We start from the raw sequence: 18,975 nt of genomic DNA on the forward strand, positions 1-18,975 counted from the left end.
CCCGCAGGCGCCGGCACGCGGGGGGCGATGCCGGCGCCCGATGCGGCGGCGACCTGATCCGTCCGCGCGGGGGCGCGGACGGATCAGGCGGAACGGGGCGAGGCTGAAGGGAAGGATGCGGAAGTATCACGCCGATCCGATAATGCCAGTCATTTACGGGTCCAGGGCCTACCATATTCATCCTGATCCGCCCTATTTAAGATCAGATATCTGCTCCCAAATCGGATCGGCGCTTGACGTAAGTTCATCGAGAACCTTTTGCATCCTGGCGGTTTGCGACCTATCTGGGCTGTAAATCTTACCTTCATCACCCGCATGAGTACTGAGAAGCCCTTCACGCTCCATCATATTTAGTATCTTATTAGATAAGCTCTTGGCAGCAATTTTGCCCAAACCTCTGAGGAGAGCCTCCTCTTTTCTACCGGCTCCCTTTTGGAAAAAGGTTTTACGAACTATCGTAGTGAAAATCTCCTGGGAAGGCTTCAGACCAATTTTTTTAATTCGAGAGACGTTAGCGACTGAATCGTAATTAGCAGCTTTCATTCGACGTATCCAAGGAGGTAGTGCCGTAGCAGCAGATACGCCGGTTACTCTGTCCGCAGAGCTATCTTCGATTTGGATGTTAGTAGCCGATTTAACTGGGAGCGCAATTTCGTTAAAAATCGAGTGCGTGATCTTCAAATTTGAAATACCTCTTTCATCGAGCGGAAGAAGGGAGAAGTACCCACCTTCGATCTCAATGCCTTCGAAATCGAAACTTCTTTCATTTTCTCTTAATAGAGCTCCCACAAGGTCGCTTGCGAGAATGGTGTTTCCAAATTTCAAAGCTTCTTTAGAAAGATACAATTTACCCGCCTCTGAAAGCGTCATATCGTTTGCTAGGACTCTCTGGCCTAGGTCCTCCAATGGATTGAGCCAATTAGATATTCCAGCCGCCATAACGTCAGCATCATTGTGCAAATTGATACGTGAAATGTCCTTTGCTCTTAAGCCATCTAAGATATAGAGATCGACAAACTGGCGATCATTCGATTCAACTCCAACCCGTCCTAGGCTTGGAAGCCTTTGCAACATTATCGACGCTTCCTCGATAGGCGCCGCCCCGGTTGCAAACTCGAAAGCAGATTGTAGTTCAGCCAAAGAGATAGGACCAACGTTAGCGCCTTTGATCCGCGTAAGCCGGGCCAAGCGCACAAAAATCCGCATTATTGTTTCTGGATCGAATGAAATATTTATATTTGCGTCTCTCTTGCAAAGAATATCAATAAAATGATTCCAAAATGAAATTTCATTCCCCTCTTCACCAAACATTTCTGCCATTTGATCATCTGCAAGGTCACTGATCGTCTGGCAAATGAGAGGTCTCCTAGGGAGCCAAGGAGGAACATCAACACTAATGTTTCTTTTGTGAAAATACTCAAGAAGCTCTGTGTCACTAAATTCCGACTTAGAACGAACGACTACAACGCTTTTAGGGTCCATGCCCAAGGCGTTAAATAGCTCGGAAACGTCAGAAAAATAATGCTCACGACCGGCAACCAATGTTCCACCACCGTTATGTCGAACGATATCCTTTACACCTTCTAGCGACTTTGATCGAATTAATCGCAGCTTATCTCCGTCATTACTCCAAGCTTGAGAGCCAATTTCGTCGAAACCATCAAGTAGAAATACAAGAGAATTAGCCCGCAACGCCCTTATTGCGCCGGCCTCCATTTGATCAAGACCAAGATCATGGAAATGTCGACGAATCATTTCACCACGCTCGCGAAGCCCCCATGATTTCCTTAAATCAATAGCAATTGGATGGCAGAAATCCATGATTGCGGACTGACCTAAATCTCTAAAAACTTCACGGATACACCGACTTTTTCCACTTCCGTATTCACCTAGAAGTATAACATTCTTTCCTTGCCGCAAGAAATTGGCTATCTCCTTCGAGGAAATATCAGAATGCTTACCCTCGACCAGGTATCTTACGGGCACATAATCAGTTTTGTCTGTTTCGCCTGTTACGGGATTTATAGCACTGCCAAATGGAGCTAAGCTTCTTGTGAAAAAATAAGTTTCAAAATCAAAGAATTGCTTCCTGAAATCATCCAAACACATGACTCTTATGTTATGTTGCTCAGCAAGCTCGAACATAGCTTGTGTTGGTGTGTTCTCAAGGATGCAAAAGCAGCGAGCTAGAATACCCTTGTTAAACGCTGCAGATTTTGCAGCTGCGAGCTTTGTTATGTCATCTCTAATTTTTGCAAGATTTCTTTCGGTCGTTATCTCCACAAAAAAATAAAGCTCTCCGTCTAATACGGTGACGCCGTCGAGATTCACACCAGCAATTCGTTTGGGAACACACGGCCGGCCCCAAATATATCCAGCAATTTCCCGAACACGATCCTCGAACGAAGCCCAATCTTTTTTCTTGCTCATTGGATTCACTTTCAGACGCCACCGGGGCCTAAATATTCAAATGTATGCCCAAGCCTATAGCCATTCGGACGGTGCCGTGAAGTCCCTGGCCCGGTATCACCTGGGTTGTCTTGACATTTTTTAACACGTTTTCAACGGTCAGCCCCCCTGCGACCTGGAAGAGGGCCCAATGGCGGTGTTTTGCCCGCCTGAAGTCTCAGGACCAGAACCGCGGCCTTCAGGTGATCCAAGCGCGTCACGCTAGAGTGCAGAGGGATGAGGTGCTTGCCGACCCCGTCAGGGGGAGCGTCCGCCTTCTGGACCGTGACGCCGGCCGCCGGCGCCCCGATGAACGTCGCCATGTCGACACCTTGAGGGATCCGCTGGATCGACCGCCTCGGGCGTCGAAAAAATCCAGCACGCGCCGGTAGGTGGACAGATAGTCCGCGGTGTCGCGGAAGGCGGTGTCCGCCTCGCGCATTTCGGCGTCCAGCGTGTAGCCGCGATGGGCCTCGTCGACGATGATGAGGTCGTATTGGCCGGGGGTGGGCCGCCCTGCCCCGTCCTCGCCGTCCAGAATCCGCCGCGCCAGCGCCTGCACGGTCGCCACCTGGACGCGGTCCTCCGGATCGGGCGTCTTCTTGCCCAGCGGGGCGACATTATAGGTCTGCGCGAAGGTCAGTAGGCCTTCGAGTTCCGTGGTCTGCAGCGCCGCCTCGGTCTGTTCGCCCAAAGCGGTGCGGTCCACCAGGAACAGGATGCGGCGGAACCGCCTCGCCTTCAGCAGCCGGTACATCAGGGCGATGCAGGTGCGCGTCTTGCCGGTCCCGGTCGCCATCGCCACCAGAGTGTCCCGCTGGCCGCGGGCGATCGCCGCCTCCACCGCCGCGATCGCGTCCTGCTGGTAGGGCCGCAGGCCGGACGCGGCGAACGGCTCCTCGCGCAGCTCCTGGACGCTGTCGACGAGCGACTGGGCGAGCTTGGCCTCGAGGTCCGCCGGGCTGAACCATTCGGGCAGGGCCGCCGGGATGTTTGTGCCGGCCCGCGCGTCCCAGAACCAGATCCCCGAGCGGGTCGCCAATTGGCGGACATAGGGCCGGCCGTTGGTCGCGAAAACGAACGGCACGTGATACGTGCAGAAGTGCTGGAGATAGGGGCTATCAAGGTCCCGCTCGGCCGGTGATAGGCGGATGTCGCGGGCATAGCGCTTGGCCTGTTCGAGCGCCGCCGGCACGTCCGCAGCCTGCCGCTTCGCCTCCACCACGCCGACGCATATGCCTTTGACGAACAAGGCATAATCCACCGGGCCGCTGGCCGTGGGCCATTCCGCGATGGCCATGTTCCGGTCCGCGGCGGGGCGCGCGCCGAGGCCATGGCGCAGCGACCCCGAATCCGCCTCCCACCCCGCCCCCGCCAACTGCGCGTCGATCACCGCCCGGGTGTCGGCCTCGTCGACCTTGATGCGGGTCGCGGCGCGCTCCCCGGCGGTTCGATATATCTCCGCGTTTGCAGCCACATGCGGCCGCTCGGCGGCGGTCTGGAGCAGCGCCAGAGCGGCCTCCGCCGCGACGCGTTTGCGCTCGGCCTCCGCCGCCAGCGCCTCCCAGACGGCGCGCTCTTCGGCCTCGCGCGCCAGCCGCGCCGCCAGGGTCTCGTGCCGCTGCGATTGCGCCTCCGCCTCGCGCTGCGCCCGCGCCGCGGCGTCTTCGCTCGCCTGGAGGCGCCGCGCCAGCGCCGCCAGCTCATCCTTCAATCCCTCTGTTGGATCAATAGGTTGGGGCGGCGGCACGAAGGCGCCGGGATCGAATTCCGGCGCCCCGCCATAGGTCCGATGGAACCACGCCCCGAGCTCGGCGGCCAGCTTGAGCGCCGCCAGCGCCTGGGCGTGGGTACCGGCATTTTCGTGTGCCGCCGCATTCCCGAGCCTGCGAATATGATGAAAAACATCCGCTGCCGCCCGCGGCAGGATCCGCTCGGCCTCGAGCCTGCGGACCATCTCGTCGAAGCGCTCCCGCGCATCCAAGTAAGCCGCGTTTTTTGCGGCGACCGTCTTGGCGAGCAGCTCGGCAAACTGCCGGAGCTTGATCAGCGCCGTCGCCGGGTCGTCTCGAAAATAGCGCTCCGCCAGCGCGCCGAGCCGCACGAAGTGCCCGCCATGCCGTTCTAAAAACGCAAAATTCGAGCGCGCCACGTCCTATGATCCCCCGGCTCATAAGAACTATTTCCGATGCACGCGACGAGGGCAATAGGCGTCCGGTGCACGACACCGTTTCGCGGGGAACGACAGCACGGTATCTTGAGACGGCCTCAATCGAGGAGTGGCGGAGACGGAGGGATTCGAACCCTCGAGACCCTTTTGGGGGTCTGCTCATTTAGCAAACGAGTGCCTTCAGCCTCTCGGCCACGTCTCCACTGCCTCTCCTATGCCGAACCGGAGGCGGCTTGGCAAGGTTCTGCGGACAGGGTCAGCTGCCGGCATAGGACTTTTCCTCGACGATCGCCGATCCGACCGCACGGTTGATGTCCTTCTTCAAAGCGGCACGCCGGTCGTTGGTGACATAGACCGCGCGGGCCAGCGCGACGAACCGCGCATCGAATCGTTGCTCCCGCTCCAGCACGCGGATCTCATCCTCGATGTCCCAGAGCGCGGCATTGACCGCCTTCAGCGCCTCGGCCAGCGCGGCGACGGTGCCGAGCCCGTGGACCTCGCGCAAGGCGGCGAGCGCGTCGAGTTCATGCACCACGTTCGCGCGTTTCGCCGGATCGCTGATGCGCTCGGCCTTGATCTCCAGGATGGTGATCTTGTCGATCAGTTCACCGGCCGAGATCGGCGCGAGGATTTCCATCCCGCCTGCACTCACGTCCGCTCTCCCGCCTCATCGGCCGTCCCCGTCTGCGGGGTGCCGCCGTCCGCTGGGGTGGCGGCCGCCGCGGCGCGGCGCCTGACCATCTCGGCGATGGTTTCGAACACGCCGTCCCACATGCCGGGCTTCGCCTGGCGCACCAGAGTGAGCGCAGGATAGAACACGCTCGCCTCCCCTTCCCGCCCCCAGCGCCAATCCGGCACCGCCTTCAGCGCAACGATGGCGGGCCGCGCCAGCGCGCCGGCGAGATGCGCCATCGACGTATCGGTGGTGACCACCGCGTCGAGGTGCTGGAGCAGGGCGGCGGTGTCGAGAAACGCCCCATCGGCGTCGAAATCCGCATCGAGCCGCAGGATCTTGCCTTTGAACGACACAGTGTCGACCTGCTCGGCGCCGGCATTGCGCTGGATCGCCACCAGCTTTACGCCCGGCAAGGCGGCAAGCGGCGCGAACGCCTGGAGCGGGGCCGAGCGGCCGACGTCGAGGTCGCGGCGCGTGCTGCCCTGCCAGGTGATGCCGATCACCAGATCGCCCGCCTCGCGCACATGGCGCCATTGGCGCACACGATCGGGATCCGCCGAGAGATAGGGGGTGGAAGGCCAGAGGGCCGGGTCGGCGGCGAGCAAATGCGGCAGGCTGCCGAGCGGCACCCAGCGCAGGCCTGGCGCCGACAGGTCGAGCCCGGCGAGATCCGAAACGACCGAAACACCGGGATGCAGCCGGCCCATCAGCGGCACCAGAGGCGCGCTGACCTGGAAGGTCACGGAAAAGCCGCGCTCGGCCAGAAGCGGCACCAAGCGCGCGAATTGGATCGCATCGCCGAACCCCTGCTCTCCGAGCACGACGAGATGGTCGGGCGTCTCGCTGCCGTCCCAGCGCTTGAACGGCAGCGGGACATAAGTCGGCGGTACGATGCGCGCGCGGGCCTCATAGCCTTCCCAGCCGCGCACCCAATGGCCGGTCGCCAGATCCTCCATTCCGCGATGGAACACCGCATCGGCGTGCATCGGGTCGAACTTCAACGCCCGCTCGATCACCGGTCGCATCTCACCCATGCGACCGAGATCGGCCAGGATGTATGATCGCGCCACCGCCGCCTCGATATGGCGCGGGGCGAGCGCGAGTGCGGCGTCGATATCGGCCAGCGCGCCGTTCGGATCGCCTGCCGCCCGCTTCGCCTCGCCCCGCTCATAGAGTGCCCCGACCAAGCGCGGATCGAGGGCCAGGGCAGCGTCGCATTGAGCGATCGCCTCCGGCAACACTTCGAGGCGGCGCAGCACCTGGGCGTAGGGCACACGGATGTCGGGCCGCATCGGCGCCGCATCGACCGCCTGCGCGAACGCCTCGCGTGCGCCGGGGAGGTCGAGCACGGCAAACCGCGCCTGGCCGAGAAGGGACAAGGCGTCCGGGTCGCGCGGCGCAGCCTCGAGGGCCTTCTGCGCCGCCGCGACCGCGCCGGCATTGTCCCGCATTTCGAGCAGCAGGCTGCCTTTGTTCACCTGATGCCACGGCATCCAGGGCTGAAGCGCGATCAGCCGGTCGAAATCCGCCAGCGCCTCGGAATACAACTTCAGCCGCGCCAGCGTGACGGCGCGGTTGGCGAGGGCTTCGACGGACCGCGGATCGAGGTCCAGCGCGCGGCTATAGCGCGCGGCCGCCTCCTTGAACCGACCGAGCGCGGTCAACGCGTTGCCGGCCTGGAAGTGCGCCTCGGCGAAGGCCGGCGCGTGCTTCGCCACCTTGTCGAACTGGGCGAGCGCCTTCTCCGGCTGCCCGGCAGCCTGGAGGACGACGCCGAGCAGAAGCACGGCGTGGGGATCCTGCGGCGCGAGGGTGGCAGCGGAGCGCGCGCTGTGTACCGCGTCCTTTCCACGGCCGATCTGGAGCAGCGCCATCGCCAACATGCGATGCGCATCCGCAAAACCGGGATGCGCCGCCGTGACGCGACGAAGCCCGTCGATCGCAGCCTCCGACTGCCCGGCGCGATGCAGGGCGGCAGCCTCGGCCAGGAGGGCACGCGGATCGGGCGGCATGGGCAGTCGGCTCCTTTATCGGGGCCGCCTGTCTAGCTCCTTGCACGCTGGCCGAAAAGGACCTTCTGCGCGTCTTTATCTTGGGAGAGGTCGAGCTTCTGGCGTTCTTCGGCATTCACCTGCAGGCCGCGCTGAACGGCGGGCCGGGCCAAGACCGTGTCGAGCCAGCGTTTGAAGTGCGGGAATTCCTCAATTTTCTGGCCCTGCCGCTCCCAGAGCTTGGCCCAACCGACACAGGCGATGTCGGCGATCGAATAATCGCCGGCAAGGAATTCGTGATCCTTAAGGCGGGTGTTCATGACGCCGTAGAGCCGATGCACCTCGTTGGTATAGCGCTCGATGGCATAGGGGATCTTTTCGGGGGCATAGATGCGGAAATGGTGCGCCTGCCCCGCCATCGGCCCAAGGCCGCCCATCTGCCAGAACAGCCATTCGTCGACCGCAACCCGAGCCCGCTCGTCAGACGGATAGAAGAGCCCGGTCTTCCGCCCGAGATATTGCAGGATCGCACCGGATTCGAACACCGAGATCGGGGCTCCGCCGGGCCCATCCGGATCGACGATCGCCGGCATTTTGTTGTTCGGCGAAATGGCCAGAAATTCCGGCTTGAACTGCTCGCCCTTGCCGATATTGACCAGCTTGACCTCGTAGGGAAGAGCACATTCCTCCAACATGATGCTGATTTTCCAGCCGTTGGGCGTCGGCCAGTAATAGAGCTCGATGGGCTGTTGGGCTTCGGGCATGTCCGCACCTCCCGTCCTGCCGGTCCGGCGCCGGCGAAGGGCGATACAGGTATTCCTGCTTCCCCGGAACGGCAAGTCGGTCATTGCGTAATCGCCCGCCCCGCCGGCTCTCGGCGATCCCGCGGCCGCCTGGCCGCATCCCACAGGGATCAAATTGCCGGCATGCGACCCTGAGCTGCGAATATTTTCGCGCACGTTCTACTAAAGTCTATTGCCCTCTCGGCATCCCGTAGCGTCTTCTTTGCGGGCAATGTGGGTTTGGTGCGCCAACACCATCGTCACTCCCGATAAGCGGAGGGCGGCCTACAAGGGAGGAAAACCATGTCGAACACGCACGACGGTGCGCGCCCGAGCCGGCGCGCCTTCATGACGACGGCGGCGGTCGCCGCCGGAGCCACCGCGATCGCCGCACCCGCGGTGCACGCTCAGGCGCCGGTCAAGCTGAAGTTCCAGTCCACTTGGCCGAACAAGGACATTTTCCACGAATTCGCCGGGGACTTCGTCCGCTATGTGAACACCATGGCCGGCGGCCGGGTGGAAGTCGAACTTCTCGCCGCGGGCGCGGTGGTTCCCGCTTTCCAGGTGCTCGACGCCGTATCGTCGGGGATTATCGACGGCGGACACGGCGTCTCCGCTTATTGGTACGGCAAGAACAAGGCCTTCTCTTTGTTCGGTACCGCACCGGCTTTCGGCTGGGACGCCGACGAACTGCTCGGCTGGGTACGCTATGGCGGCGGCCAGCAACTCTATGACGAACTAACCCAACAGATCCTGAAGCTGAACGTGGTCGGCATGCTCACCGGCCCCATGCCGAGCCAGCCGCTTGGTTGGTTCAAGGCGGAGATCAAGAGCCCCGACCAACTGAAGGGTATGAAATACCGGACGGTCGGCCTCGGCGCCGACGTGTTCAAGGAAATGGGCGTGGCCGTGACCATCGTCCCCGGAGGCGAGATCGTTCCGGCCATGGATCGCGGCCTTTTGGAGGGGGCGGAGTTCAACAATCCGTCCTCGGACCTTGTGCTCGGCTTCCCCGACGTTTCCAAGGTCTACATGATCCAGAGCTACCATCAGGCCCTCGAATGCTTCGAGATCCTGTTCAACAAGACGAAGTTCGACGGTCTGCCGAAGGACGTGCAGGCGATCATCAAGGGTGCGGCGGACGCGGCCTCCTCGGACATGATGTGGAAGGCGCAAGACCGCTATTCCAAAGACCTCGAGGCCATAAAGGCCCGCGGCGTAAAGGTCTATCCGACGCCGAAGCCGGTTCTGGAGGCCCAACTCACTGCCTGGGACAAGGTGATCGCCAATCTGTCCGCAGACCCCTTCTTCAAGAAGGTGGTCGACAGCCAGATGGCTTGGGCCAAGCGCGTCGTCGGGTTCCGGCTGCAGTACGAGCCGGACAGCGCGTTCGCCTACAACCACTTCTTCCAGAAGGCGTGAGCGCCCGGCGCATCACGTATGCAGGCGTCCTTCAGCATGGCCGGGCTTGTCCCGGCCATGCGCGCGAAGAGCCACCACACCCAGAGCACGCGCCGATCAGCTCGTATCGCAAGCCGATCGGAAAACGCCTTCTCTAACAAATGATTAGGGACTAATCCGATCAGGTCGATTCAACCTGATCGGATCAGGCTCGAATGGCATGAGGCGGCGACGCCTGGGTTCGGGCGATCTGGCCAAGCGGCCCGACGCATCGGCCCCGGCAAACGTCGCCCGGAAGGGGAAACGCTGGACCCGTATCCGACCGCGCGCCGGACGGACCGTGCGCCCCCTCGTTCGATCACGCTCTCCGAGGGGCCGGCATGCAACGATTCCTTCTCGCTATCGACCGCCTGAATACGTTCATCGGCAAGCTGTTTGCCTGGGTGATCGTGATCCTCACGTTGGCCATCTGCTACGAAGTCTTCTGCCGCTATGTGCTGCGCGCACCGACGTCTTGGGCCTACGACGTGTCCTACATGCTGTACGGCACGCTGTTCATGATGGCGGGCGCCTACACCTTATCGCGCAACGGCCATGTGCGGGGCGACTTCCTCTATCGCAATTGGCCGCCGAAGCGGCAGGCTGCGGTCGATCTCGTCCTCTATTTCCTGTTCTTCTTCCCCGGCATCATCGCGCTTGTTTATGCCGGATGGGGCTATTTCCGGCTGTCCTGGCTTCTGAACGAACATTCTTCCTTCTCGCCCGATGGACCGATGATCTGGCCCTTCAAGGGACTGATCCCGCTGACGGGTGTGCTGATGTTCCTCCAGGGCGTGGTGGAGGTGATCCGCTGCGTGATCTGCCTGCGCACCGGAACCTGGCCCGAGCGGCTGCACGATGTCGAAGAGATGGAAAAGCTCATTCTCGAGGAAGCGGCCAACAAGGCCGATGCCGAAGCCATCGGCAAGGGAGCCCTGTGATGTTCTTGTCGGATCCCGCCCTCGGCATTCTCATGCTGGTGATGTTCCTTGCGTTTCTGATGCTCGGATTTCCCATCGCCTTCACGCTCATGGCGCTGGGTGTCGGCTTCGGCTACTTCACCCGCGGCGACACGGTGTTTCAGCTGTTCGTGCAGCGCACCTACAGCGTGATGGCGAACGACGTCCTGATCTCGATCCCGCTCTTCCTTTTCATGGGCTATGTGGTCGAGCGCGCGAACATTCTCGACCGCCTGTTCCGCGCGATCCAACTCGCTGCCGGCTGGATGCCGGGTTCGCTTGCGGTCGCCACCCTGATCACCTGCGCGATGTTCGCGACCGCGACAGGCATCGTCGGCGCGGTCGTGACCTTGATGGGCCTCCTCGCCTTCCCGGCCATGCTGCGCGCCGGCTATGACACGCGTCTCGCGGCCGGCGTCGTCTGTGCCGGCGGCTGCCTCGGCATCCTGATTCCGCCGAGCGTCATGCTGATCCTGTACGGTGCCACCGCCGGCGTGTCGGTGGTGAAGCTCTATGCCGCCGCTTTCGTGCCCGGCCTGATGCTCGCGGGCCTCTACACCCTTTACGTGGTGGTGCGGGCGATGCTGAACCCCGCTCTGGCGCCGAAATTGCCGCCGGCCGAGCGGGCCTCCTCGGTCGGCGAGATCATCTTCGCGCTCGCGACCTCCTTCTTTCCACTGGCCATCCTGATCTCCAGCGTCCTCGGCGCCATCGTGTTCGGCCTCGCAACGCCGTCGGAGGCGGCAGCGATCGGCGCCGCCGGCGCGATCCTCCTCGCTGTGATCTATCGCAGCTTCTCCGTCACCAAATTGAAGGAGAGCGTGTTTCTCACCGCGCGGGCCTCTGCCATGGTGTGCTGGCTGTTCGTCGGCTCGGCCGTGTTCTCGGCGGTGTTCGCCCTGCTCGGCGGCCAGCAGGTGGTGGAGAATTTCGTCCTCTCGCTCAATCTGGGCCCAATCGGGTTCCTGATTCTCACCCAGGCCATCATCTTTGTCCTCGGCTGGCCATTGGAATGGACCGAGATCATCGTCATTTTCCTGCCGATCTTCCTGCCGCTGCTGGACAATTTCGGCGTTGACCCGATCTTCTTCGGGGTCCTGGTCGGCCTCAATCTACAGACCTCCTTCCTGTCCCCGCCGGTCGCCATGGCACCCTTCTACCTGAAGGGCGTCGCGCCTAAGAACGTCTCCATCGAACAGATCTTCTCGGGCGTGATGCCCTTCCTCTACATCGTCATTCTGTCCATGATTCTGCTCTATCTTTTCCCGGGCATCGCGCTCTGGCTGCCGAACGCCCTCTATGGATAAGACGCATGGCGATCCACGGCACGACCGACCTGTTCACCATCGGCTATGAGGGCACGACTCCCGGCGTCTTCCAGGAGAACCTCAGCCGGGCCCAAGTCGACCTTCTCGTCGACGTTCGGGCGGTTGCCGCCTCGCGCCGGCCGGGCTTCTCGAAGGGCGCCCTATCGGCAAGCGTGTCCGCACACGGCCTCGCTTATGTCCATTTGCGGGCGCTCGGGACACCAAAGGAGGGGCGCCTCGCGGCGCGCTCGGGCGACCATGCCGGGCTGATGCGGATCTACAACGCCCATCTTGAGACCCCGGCCGCGCGCGAGGCGCTCGACGAGTTGACCGCTCTGGCACGCTGTCGGCGCATCTGCCTCATGTGCTACGAGCACGATGTCACCGGCTGCCACCGGCTGCGACTGGCGGAAATCCTGTCCGAGCGGCTCGGAATCACGCCGGACCATCTGGCACCGCAGCCGTTCTGACGCGCGGCCGTTCCGGAGCCATCTCGAAGGCGCTTCATTCCTCTCCCGAGGCGGCGCGTGCGGCCGCGAGCGCTGCGGGGGTGTCGACGTCGAGGTGAGTGCCCTCCCCCGCGACCTCGACTTCGAAGACCGCCTCGGCATGGGCCGCGATCAGCGCGCGGGCGCCGATATCCCCTTCGAGCGCCGACAGGGCAGCGAAGAAGCGGCGCGACCAGAGCACGGGATTGCCGCGCCGTCCGCCTGCGACCGGGACCACGATCAGGCGCCCCTCCACCGGAGAGAAGGCGGCGATCAGCCGGTCGATCGTCTCCGCTTCGAGCAGCGGCATGTCGCCGAGCATGACCAGGGCACCGGCCGCTCCCTCGGGCACCGCCGCAATGCCGGCGGCGAGCGAGGTTGCAAGCCCCTGAGCATAATTGGGATTGGCAATGGGGATGACGTCGAGCCCCCCGAGCGCACGCACGACCTCGGCCCCCTCGTGCCCGGTCACCACGATGACCGGCTCGGCGCGGCTCGCAAGAGCGGCCTCCGCGACCCGCCGCACCACCGGGCGGCCCCCGATTTCGGCGAGAAGCTTGTTCGGCCCCCCCATGCGCGTGCCGCGACCGGCGGCGAGTACGACGGCGGCTATCTGCGGCTCGGGCAGGATTTTGGCCGGCGCGGGTTCCTCCTCGCGCGGCTGCGGGCGGGTGACGATCTCGCCGATCAGGCCGCCGGAGCCCATCCGGGCGATATCCCCCGAGGTCACGGGAATATCGGCCAGCAGGCGTGCCAGGATGAAGTCGAAGCCGTTTTCCTTCGGGCTGCGGGCGCAGCCGGGGGCGCCGATGACCGGAAGATCGCCGAAAAATCCCAGCATGAGGAGATTTCCGGGATCCACCGGCATGCCGAGCCGCTCGACCCGCCCGCCCACCGCTTCCAGGGCGGCGGGAATGACGTCGCGACGGTCGGCAATGGCGGATGCACCGAACACGAGAATGAGGTCCGCACCTTCGTCTCGCGCGGCCCGGAGCGCCGCCTCAAGCGCCCGGCCCTCATGGGGGATCCGCACGTCGGAAGCGACGTGCCCGCCGAGCCTGGCAAGCCTTTCGCCCGTCACGCGAATGGTTTTCTCCACCACTTTCTCGGCGAGCCCGGAAAGCCGGGTCGAGACGACCGCGATCTTCGTACGGCGAAACGGCTGCACCCGCACCAGCCCCGCCGCCCGCGCGGCCGCATGGGCGAGCAGCATCTCGGGCACCGCATAGGGAATGATCTTGACCGTCGCCACCAGATCCCCCACGGCGACGGGCCTGAAGGCGGGAAGGGTCGCAAGCGTGATCGCCTCGTCCACCAGATTGAACGCGTCCACCGCCCCGGCATCGACCATCAGCACACCAGCCGCGGTCGCATGGAGATTGGCGCGGCCGGTAAACGGGGCGGCGACGCGCGTGCCGGATCCGGAGCAGGCCGCGGCGAGCCGAAATGCGGCCGCGTCCTCGTCAACGTCGCCCGGCTCAAAGAGCGCGACTGTGACGTCTTGCGCGCCCGCGGCGGCAAGGGCGTCCAGCTCCTCGGCCCCAAGCCGCGTTCCCTTGCGGACCACGACGCCGTTGGTCTTGACCGAATGCGCGGCGATCGCGCCGCACGCCTGTGCGAGCGGAACCGGGCCGAACCTCACGCCGCGGCCTCGGGGCGCACCATCGCCGGCCCGTCTTTGCGAAGAGCGCCGATCACCTCGGCGAGGATGGCCACGGCGATCTCGCCGGGGCTGACCGCGCCGATATCGAGCCCGATCGGGGCATGGATGCGGTCCAGCGCCGCGGATCCGAGCCCGCGCGCGGACAACCGCTCCAGCCGCTTGGCATGGGTGCGGCGCGAGCCGAGCGCGCCGACATAGAAGCAGCCTGCATTCAATCCGGCCTCCAGCGCAGGCTCGTCGATCTTCGGATCGTGTGTCAGCGCAATGAGGGCGGTGAAAGGATCGAGACCAACCTCCGGCAAGGCCTGATCCGGCCATTCCGCGATCACCCGCACGTCGGGAAAGCGTTCGGCCGTGGCGAAGGCGGTGCGGGGATCGATGATGACCATGTCATACCCGGCCACCCGCGCCAGCGGCGCCAGAGCTTGCGAGATATGCACGGCGCCAATCACCGCAAGCCGGGGCGGCGGCACCTCGACGGTGAGGAAGGCGCGGTCCGCGTCTTCGCCCACCGCGCCACTTTTTCCGGTGCGCAGCGCCTTGCGCAGGTCCGCCGACAAAGGATCGGCGGCCAGGGTCTCGGGCGTCACGAGGCGCTGCGCGCCGGTGGCGAGCTGGGTGACGAGTATGGCCGGCCGACGGGCCGCGCGCTCCGCCATCAGGCGGGAAAGGAGATCCAGCCGCATGGCGCTAGTCCACCCGCTCCACATAGACGCGGATCGCTCCGCCGCATGACAGCCCCACACGCCATGCGGTCTCGTCCGCGACACCGAACTCCAGGATGCGTGGGGTGCCGCTCGCGATCACGTCGGCAGCCTCGCTGACGACCTCACCCTCGACGCACCCGCCCGAAACCGAGCCGAGGAAATTGCCCTCCGCATCAATAACGAGATGGCTACCGACCGGGCGGGGCGCGGAACCCCAGGTTTCGAGCACAGTGGCGAGCGCGACCGCCCGTCCCTCGCGGCGCCAGCGCAGCGCCGCCTCCAATACGTCGTCTTCGGTCGACAGCATGGTCTTCTCCCTGGTCGGGGCCTGCTTTGCACCAGCGTCCCACCCTCTATATAGGAGCGCGCGCCGGGCCGGGAATTGCCGAAGGTCCGCATCTTTGTCCCGGGAACCCGCAATGTCCACGCTGCGCACGGCCGACGATCTGATCGCCGCCGGTCTCCTCGACGAGGCCAGCCGCAGCGATGCGGCGCGGGTGGCTGCGCGTTATGCCATCGCCGTGACGCCGACGCTGGCCGGACGCATGGCACCGGGCGACGCGCTGGCACGCCAGTTCGTGCCGGATCCGGCAGAACTCGAGACCACTTCGCAGGAGAGCGCCGACCCGATCGGCGATGTCGCGCATTCGCCCGTGCCGGGAATCGTCCACCGCTATCCCGACCGCGCTTTGCTGAAGCTGGTGAGCGTCTGCGCCGTTTATTGCCGTTTCTGCTTCCGCCGAGAAATGGTCGGGCCGGGACGGGAGACCGCTTTGTCACCGGACGCGCTGGAGGCCGCCTTCGCCTATCTGGCGGCCCATCCGGAGATCTGGGAAGTCATCCTGACCGGAGGCGACCCGCTGATGCTCGCGCCGCGCCGTATGCGCGACGTGCTGGCGCGCCTCGCCGAACTCGGCCACGTCCGGATCGCCCGCTTCCACACCCGGATCCCGATCGCTGCGCCGGAGCGGGTCGATGCAGCCATGGTGGAGGCGCTGAAGGTGGAGGGCCTGACCTCCTATGTCGTCATCCATGCCAATCATGCAGCCGAACTCGGCCCCGAAGCGCGCATTGCGATCGCCCGGCTCGTGGATGCCGGAATTCCGGTCCTCTCCCAATCGGTGCTGCTGCGCGGCGTGAACGACACGCCAGAGACGCTCGCCGACCTGTTTCGCGCTTTGGTGGAATGCCGGGTGAAACCCTATTATCTGCACCATCCCGATTTCGCGCCCGGCACGGCCCATTTCCGGCTCTCGATCACCGAGGGTCAGGACTTGATGCGGGCGTTGCGTGGCCGCCTCTCCGGGCTGTGTCTGCCAACCTATGTCCTCGACATTCCCGGCGGCTACGGAAAGGTGCCGCTGACCCCGTCCTCCGTTCAAGACGGCCATGTCATCGACTATTGCGGCGGCGTCCACGCCTATCCGCCGGAGCCGATAGCGCCTCGATGAGCGCTTCCAGGCTGGCGAGATCGTGGACCGGCCGGAATTCATCGACATGCGGGAGGATCGCCTTGACGCCGCGCGCGCGCGGCTCGAAACCGTCATAACGCAACAACGGGTTGAGCCAGACGAGGCGGCGACAGGACCGTTGCAGTCGGGCGATCTCGGCTTCCAACACCGCATCGGGATCGCGCTCCAGCCCGTCGGTGACCAGCAGCACGATCGGCCCCTGCGACAGCACCCGGCGGGACCAATCCTTGTTGAAGGCCCGCAGCGAGGCGCCGATCCGTGTGCCGCCGGCCCAGTCGGTGACCGCACCGCCCACCGCCTTCAGCGCCGAATCGGGATCGCGCCGCCGCATCAGGCGCGTCACATTGCTCAGCCGGGTTCCGAACAGGAAGCTGTGGACCCGACGCGTCTCCGACAGAGCATGCAAAAAATGCAGCACCACGCGCGAATAGCCGTCCATCGAGCCGGAAATGTCGAGCAGCGCCACCACGGGCGGCGGATGGCGGCGCAGCCCCCTCAGGCGCGGAGCGAGGGCTTCCCCGCCGGTCGACAGAGCGGCGCGCATCGTCGCGCGCAGATCGAAGCGCGGGCCATGCCGTTCGGGCCTGAAGCGGCGCGTGGGAGCGGCATCGTCCGGCATACGCAACTGCGCAATATGCCGCCTCGCCGCCGCAAGTTCGGCCGCGCTCATCTGGGCGAAATCCCGTGTGCGCAGCGTTTCGGCCAATGACGCGGTGAGGCGCGCATCGAACTCGAGCGTCGACGCCGGCGCAGCGCTCGGCGTCCCGACACGGGAGAACAGAGCCTCCTGAACCCGCCGGAGCGCCGTCTCGTCTTTGCCCTCCCCACGTGCCGGGGCTGCGGGCGAGAGCATGGCGATCAGGGCTTCCATCGGCGCTCGGCGGCGGAAGAACAGGCGAAACGCCTGATCGAAGACCTCATGGTCCTCGCGCCGCCGCACAAACACGGCATGGAGGACCCAATAAACATCCTCCTTCGTTCCCACCCCCGCCGTTTCCAGCGCGGTCACCGCATCGAGCATGTCTCCCGGACCGACGCCGAGACCCGCGGCGCGCAGACCACGGCCGAAATAGACGATATTGTCGGCGAGCCGGCCCGGTGGCCGCCCGGTCGCCGTGGCGGCATCGGCGGCGGTCACGGCCTATTCCGCCGGCACCGAGCGGCGCGCGACCTCGATCAGCCGCTCGATCCGCGGGGCGTCGGTCCGGGCGATGTCGTCCTGGTATTTCAGCAGGACCCCGAGCGTGTCGCCGACGAGCGCCGGATCGAGCGCGACGGCATCGAGTTCCACAAGGGCCGAGGCCCAGTCCAGAGTTTCGGCCACGCCCGGCACCTTGAACAGGTCCTCCGCCCGCAGCGCCTGGACGAAGCCCACGATCTGGGCGGAGAGCCGCTCGGGAACGCCCGGCAGGCGCGCGCGCAGAATGGCGAGTTCCCGTTCCGCCGAGGGATAATCCACCCAATGATAGAGGCAGCGGCGCTTCAGGGCGTCGTGAATCTCGCGGGTGCGGTTCGAGGTGAGGATGATGATGGGCGGCTGCGCCGCCTTGATCGTGCCGAGCTCGGGAATGGTGATCTGGAAGTCGGCGAGAAGTTCGAGCAGGAAGGCCTCGAAGGCCTCGTCGGTGCGGTCTAATTCGTCCACCAGCAGGACCGGCGGACCTGCAGCATCCGGGGCAAGCGCCTCGAGAAGCGGTCGGCGAAGAAGATAGCGCTCAGAAAACACGTCGGACGCGATCGTCCCCTTGTCGCTCTCCCCCGCCGCCTCGGCGAGGCGGATCGCGATCATCTGGGCGGCATAGTTCCATTCATAGGCGGCCGCCGAAAGGTCGAGCCCTTCATAACATTGCAGACGAATCAGCCGGCGTCCCAGAGCGGCGGCGAGGGTGCGGGCCACCTCGGTCTTGCCGACACCGGCCTCACCTTCCAGCAGCAGCGGCCGGCCCATGCGCAAGGCGAGATGGACCACCGTGGCGAGCGCACGGTCGGGGACATAGCCCGCCCCCTCCAGAAGGGCGGTGGTCGCATTGATGGAGGGCGGCGCGGCGGACGTCATGCAGCAAGTCTAGAGCACGTTCGGCCCGGATGGCATCGACATTTGAAGGATCAGACGCCCCTGAGAGCGGGAAGCCATTCTTCCGGTCGATCAGAGCGCGCAGCTCGTCGCCCCGCAGGCCGCTCTCCTGAGCGCCGGTCCGCTCGGTGCGGGGATGGGGCCGGCGTGGGCGATCGATGGGAGACAAGGAGGCCGGGAGGCGAACGGATGCTCGCGCCCCGCCCCCCGGAAGGTCAGCTCCAGCGGACCTGGACGATTTCAAACGAGCGGGCGCCCTTTGGCGTGACGACTTCGACCGAAGCGCCCTTCTGCTTGCCGATCAGGGCGCGCGCCACGGGCGAGGAGATCGAGATGCGGCCTTCTTTGGCGTCCGCCTCATTGTCACCGACGATCTGCCAGACACGCTCCTCTTCCGTATCCTCGTCGACGAGGGTCACGGTGGCTCCGAATTTCACGACATCGCCTGAAAGCTTCGCGACGTCGATCACCTCGGCGCGGGACAATTTGTCCTCGAGCTCGGCGATGCGCCCCTCGTTCAGGGACTGCAGCTCCTTGGCCGCGTGATATTCCGCATTCTCGGAGAGATCGCCATGGGCGCGCGCTTCGGCGATAGCGGTGATGATCCTCGGGCGCTCCACCTGCTGGCGATGGCGCAACTCGTTCTCGAGGGCGGTGTAGCCGCTCCCCGTCATGGGAATCTTTTCCATGGGTCCGTCTCGAGACCTCCTGAAACCTCGCCCCGCCCTCATCGGCAGAGGGTCGAGCCGAGGTAAAACTGACAACCGCACACGCGGGACGATATCCGTCTCGGAATAC

At 64.2% G+C, this 18,975-nt stretch carries 16 protein-coding genes and 1 tRNA gene; 5 read left to right on the forward strand and 12 right to left on the reverse strand.

The genetic code is table 11. The features are described from left to right. Nucleotides 1–192 precede the first annotated feature (192 nt). The 6 genes from EDC64_RS11325 to EDC64_RS11350 all read right to left on the reverse strand — a co-directional run bounded on the left by EDC64_RS11325 (nucleotide 193) and on the right by EDC64_RS11350 (nucleotide 8,049). Nucleotides 193–2,430: an NACHT domain-containing protein gene (locus EDC64_RS11325; RefSeq protein WP_132031414.1), complete on the reverse strand. Its 2,238-nt coding sequence runs from the start codon at nucleotides 2,428–2,430 to the stop codon at nucleotides 193–195. 235 nt (nucleotides 2,431–2,665) lie between these two features. Further along, nucleotides 2,666–4,600 (reverse strand): DEAD/DEAH box helicase family protein, encoded by a 1,935-nt coding sequence (locus EDC64_RS11330; RefSeq protein ID WP_132031415.1) that lies wholly within the window; start codon nucleotides 4,598–4,600, stop codon nucleotides 2,666–2,668. 128 nt (nucleotides 4,601–4,728) lie between these two features. Then, nucleotides 4,729–4,820, reverse strand: a tRNA-Ser gene (locus tag EDC64_RS11335). Between the two features lie 54 nt (nucleotides 4,821–4,874). Beyond that, on the reverse strand, nucleotides 4,875–5,270 hold the full coding sequence (locus EDC64_RS11340) for a DUF6165 family protein (RefSeq protein WP_245504658.1): 396 nt from the start codon (nucleotides 5,268–5,270) through the stop codon (nucleotides 4,875–4,877). Further along, nucleotides 5,267–7,306: a tetratricopeptide repeat protein gene (locus EDC64_RS11345; protein WP_132031416.1), complete on the reverse strand. Its 2,040-nt coding sequence runs from the start codon at nucleotides 7,304–7,306 to the stop codon at nucleotides 5,267–5,269. Before EDC64_RS11345 ends, EDC64_RS11340 begins: the two co-directional genes overlap by 4 nt. A 32-nt stretch (nucleotides 7,307–7,338) precedes the next feature. Beyond that, nucleotides 7,339–8,049, reverse strand: coding sequence for a glutathione S-transferase N-terminal domain-containing protein (locus tag EDC64_RS11350; protein WP_132031607.1), 711 nt, complete (start codon nucleotides 8,047–8,049; stop codon nucleotides 7,339–7,341). A gap of 321 nt (nucleotides 8,050–8,370) precedes the next feature. On the opposite strand from EDC64_RS11350, the gene EDC64_RS11355 reads away from it, so the two are divergent. The 4 genes from EDC64_RS11355 (at nucleotide 8,371) to EDC64_RS11370 (ending at nucleotide 12,243) form a co-directional block, all read left to right on the forward strand. After that, on the forward strand, nucleotides 8,371–9,489 hold the full coding sequence (locus EDC64_RS11355; protein WP_132031417.1) for a TRAP transporter substrate-binding protein: 1,119 nt from the start codon (nucleotides 8,371–8,373) through the stop codon (nucleotides 9,487–9,489). A gap of 359 nt (nucleotides 9,490–9,848) precedes the next feature. Further along, a complete protein-coding gene (locus EDC64_RS11360) occupies nucleotides 9,849–10,448 on the forward strand; it encodes a TRAP transporter small permease subunit (RefSeq protein ID WP_132031418.1) in 600 nt (199 codons plus the stop codon). After that, complete coding sequence (locus EDC64_RS11365) at nucleotides 10,448–11,773, forward strand: TRAP transporter large permease (RefSeq protein WP_132031419.1); 1,326 nt, start codon at nucleotides 10,448–10,450, stop codon at nucleotides 11,771–11,773. The genes EDC64_RS11360 and EDC64_RS11365 overlap by 1 nt, the downstream gene beginning before the upstream one ends. Before the next feature lie 5 nt (nucleotides 11,774–11,778). Beyond that, nucleotides 11,779–12,243 (forward strand): DUF488 domain-containing protein, encoded by a 465-nt coding sequence (locus EDC64_RS11370; RefSeq protein ID WP_132031420.1) that lies wholly within the window; start codon nucleotides 11,779–11,781, stop codon nucleotides 12,241–12,243. A 34-nt stretch (nucleotides 12,244–12,277) separates the two neighbouring features. Here the strand turns inward: EDC64_RS11370 and EDC64_RS11375 are convergent, their stop codons facing one another. From EDC64_RS11375 to EDC64_RS11385, 3 genes are read right to left on the reverse strand one after another with little or no spacing between them, the layout of a single operon-like run. Next, nucleotides 12,278–13,903: an NTP transferase domain-containing protein gene (locus tag EDC64_RS11375; protein ID WP_132031421.1), complete on the reverse strand. Its 1,626-nt coding sequence runs from the start codon at nucleotides 13,901–13,903 to the stop codon at nucleotides 12,278–12,280. Next, nucleotides 13,900–14,610, reverse strand: a complete 711-nt coding sequence (locus EDC64_RS11380) for an XdhC family protein (protein WP_132031422.1) — start codon at nucleotides 14,608–14,610, stop codon at nucleotides 13,900–13,902. Before EDC64_RS11380 ends, EDC64_RS11375 begins: the two co-directional genes overlap by 4 nt. Nucleotides 14,611–14,614: 4 nt before the next feature. Next, entirely contained in the window at nucleotides 14,615–14,938 is a 324-nt protein-coding gene (locus EDC64_RS11385) for an XdhC family protein (RefSeq protein ID WP_132031423.1), read from the reverse strand. A gap of 112 nt (nucleotides 14,939–15,050) precedes the next feature. On the opposite strand from EDC64_RS11385, the gene EDC64_RS11390 reads away from it, so the two are divergent. Further along, nucleotides 15,051–16,082 carry a lysine-2,3-aminomutase-like protein gene (locus tag EDC64_RS11390; RefSeq protein WP_132031424.1) on the forward strand — a complete coding sequence of 344 codons (1,032 nt, stop codon included), beginning with the start codon at nucleotides 15,051–15,053 and terminating at the stop codon, nucleotides 16,080–16,082. Here the strand turns inward: EDC64_RS11390 and EDC64_RS11395 are convergent. The 3 genes from EDC64_RS11395 to greA all read right to left on the reverse strand — a co-directional run bounded on the left by EDC64_RS11395 (nucleotide 16,024) and on the right by greA (nucleotide 18,866). Then, nucleotides 16,024–17,241: a vWA domain-containing protein gene (locus tag EDC64_RS11395; RefSeq protein ID WP_245504659.1), complete on the reverse strand. Its 1,218-nt coding sequence runs from the start codon at nucleotides 17,239–17,241 to the stop codon at nucleotides 16,024–16,026. The genes EDC64_RS11390 and EDC64_RS11395 overlap by 59 nt on opposite strands. A 3-nt stretch (nucleotides 17,242–17,244) precedes the next feature. Then, entirely contained in the window at nucleotides 17,245–18,159 is a 915-nt protein-coding gene (locus tag EDC64_RS11400; protein ID WP_132031425.1) for an AAA family ATPase, read from the reverse strand. Nucleotides 18,160–18,392: 233 nt separating this feature from the next. After that, nucleotides 18,393–18,866, reverse strand: a complete 474-nt coding sequence (gene greA, locus EDC64_RS11405; RefSeq protein WP_132031426.1) for a transcription elongation factor GreA — start codon at nucleotides 18,864–18,866, stop codon at nucleotides 18,393–18,395. Nucleotides 18,867–18,975: the final 109 nt, after the last annotated feature.

It is taken from the genome of Aquabacter spiritensis (assembly GCF_004346185.1).
GTDB classification, from domain to species: Bacteria; Pseudomonadota; Alphaproteobacteria; order Rhizobiales; family Xanthobacteraceae; genus Aquabacter; species Aquabacter spiritensis.

Excerpts from the sequence above, each read along its gene's own strand:
- greA (WP_132031426.1), bottom strand. The coding sequence starts at position 18,866 with ATGGAAAAGATTCCCATGACGGGGAGCGGCTACACCGCCCTCGAGAAC.
- EDC64_RS11325 (WP_132031414.1), bottom strand. The coding sequence starts at position 2,430 with ATGAGCAAGAAAAAAGATTGGGCTTCGTTCGAGGATCGTGTTCGGGAA.
- EDC64_RS11345 (WP_132031416.1), bottom strand. The coding sequence starts at position 7,306 with ATGCCGCCCGATCCGCGTGCCCTCCTGGCCGAGGCTGCCGCCCTGCAT.
- EDC64_RS11350 (WP_132031607.1), bottom strand. The coding sequence starts at position 8,049 with ATGCCCGAAGCCCAACAGCCCATCGAGCTCTATTACTGGCCGACGCCC.
- EDC64_RS11355 (WP_132031417.1), top strand. The coding sequence starts at position 8,371 with ATGTCGAACACGCACGACGGTGCGCGCCCGAGCCGGCGCGCCTTCATG.
- EDC64_RS11400 (WP_132031425.1), bottom strand. The coding sequence starts at position 18,159 with ATGACGTCCGCCGCGCCGCCCTCCATCAATGCGACCACCGCCCTTCTG.
- EDC64_RS11365 (WP_132031419.1), top strand. The coding sequence starts at position 10,448 with ATGTTCTTGTCGGATCCCGCCCTCGGCATTCTCATGCTGGTGATGTTC.
- EDC64_RS11390 (WP_132031424.1), top strand. The coding sequence starts at position 15,051 with ATGTCCACGCTGCGCACGGCCGACGATCTGATCGCCGCCGGTCTCCTC.
- EDC64_RS11370 (WP_132031420.1), top strand. The coding sequence starts at position 11,779 with ATGGCGATCCACGGCACGACCGACCTGTTCACCATCGGCTATGAGGGC.
- EDC64_RS11380 (WP_132031422.1), bottom strand. The coding sequence starts at position 14,610 with ATGCGGCTGGATCTCCTTTCCCGCCTGATGGCGGAGCGCGCGGCCCGT.
- EDC64_RS11360 (WP_132031418.1), top strand. The coding sequence starts at position 9,849 with ATGCAACGATTCCTTCTCGCTATCGACCGCCTGAATACGTTCATCGGC.
- EDC64_RS11385 (WP_132031423.1), bottom strand. The coding sequence starts at position 14,938 with ATGCTGTCGACCGAAGACGACGTATTGGAGGCGGCGCTGCGCTGGCGC.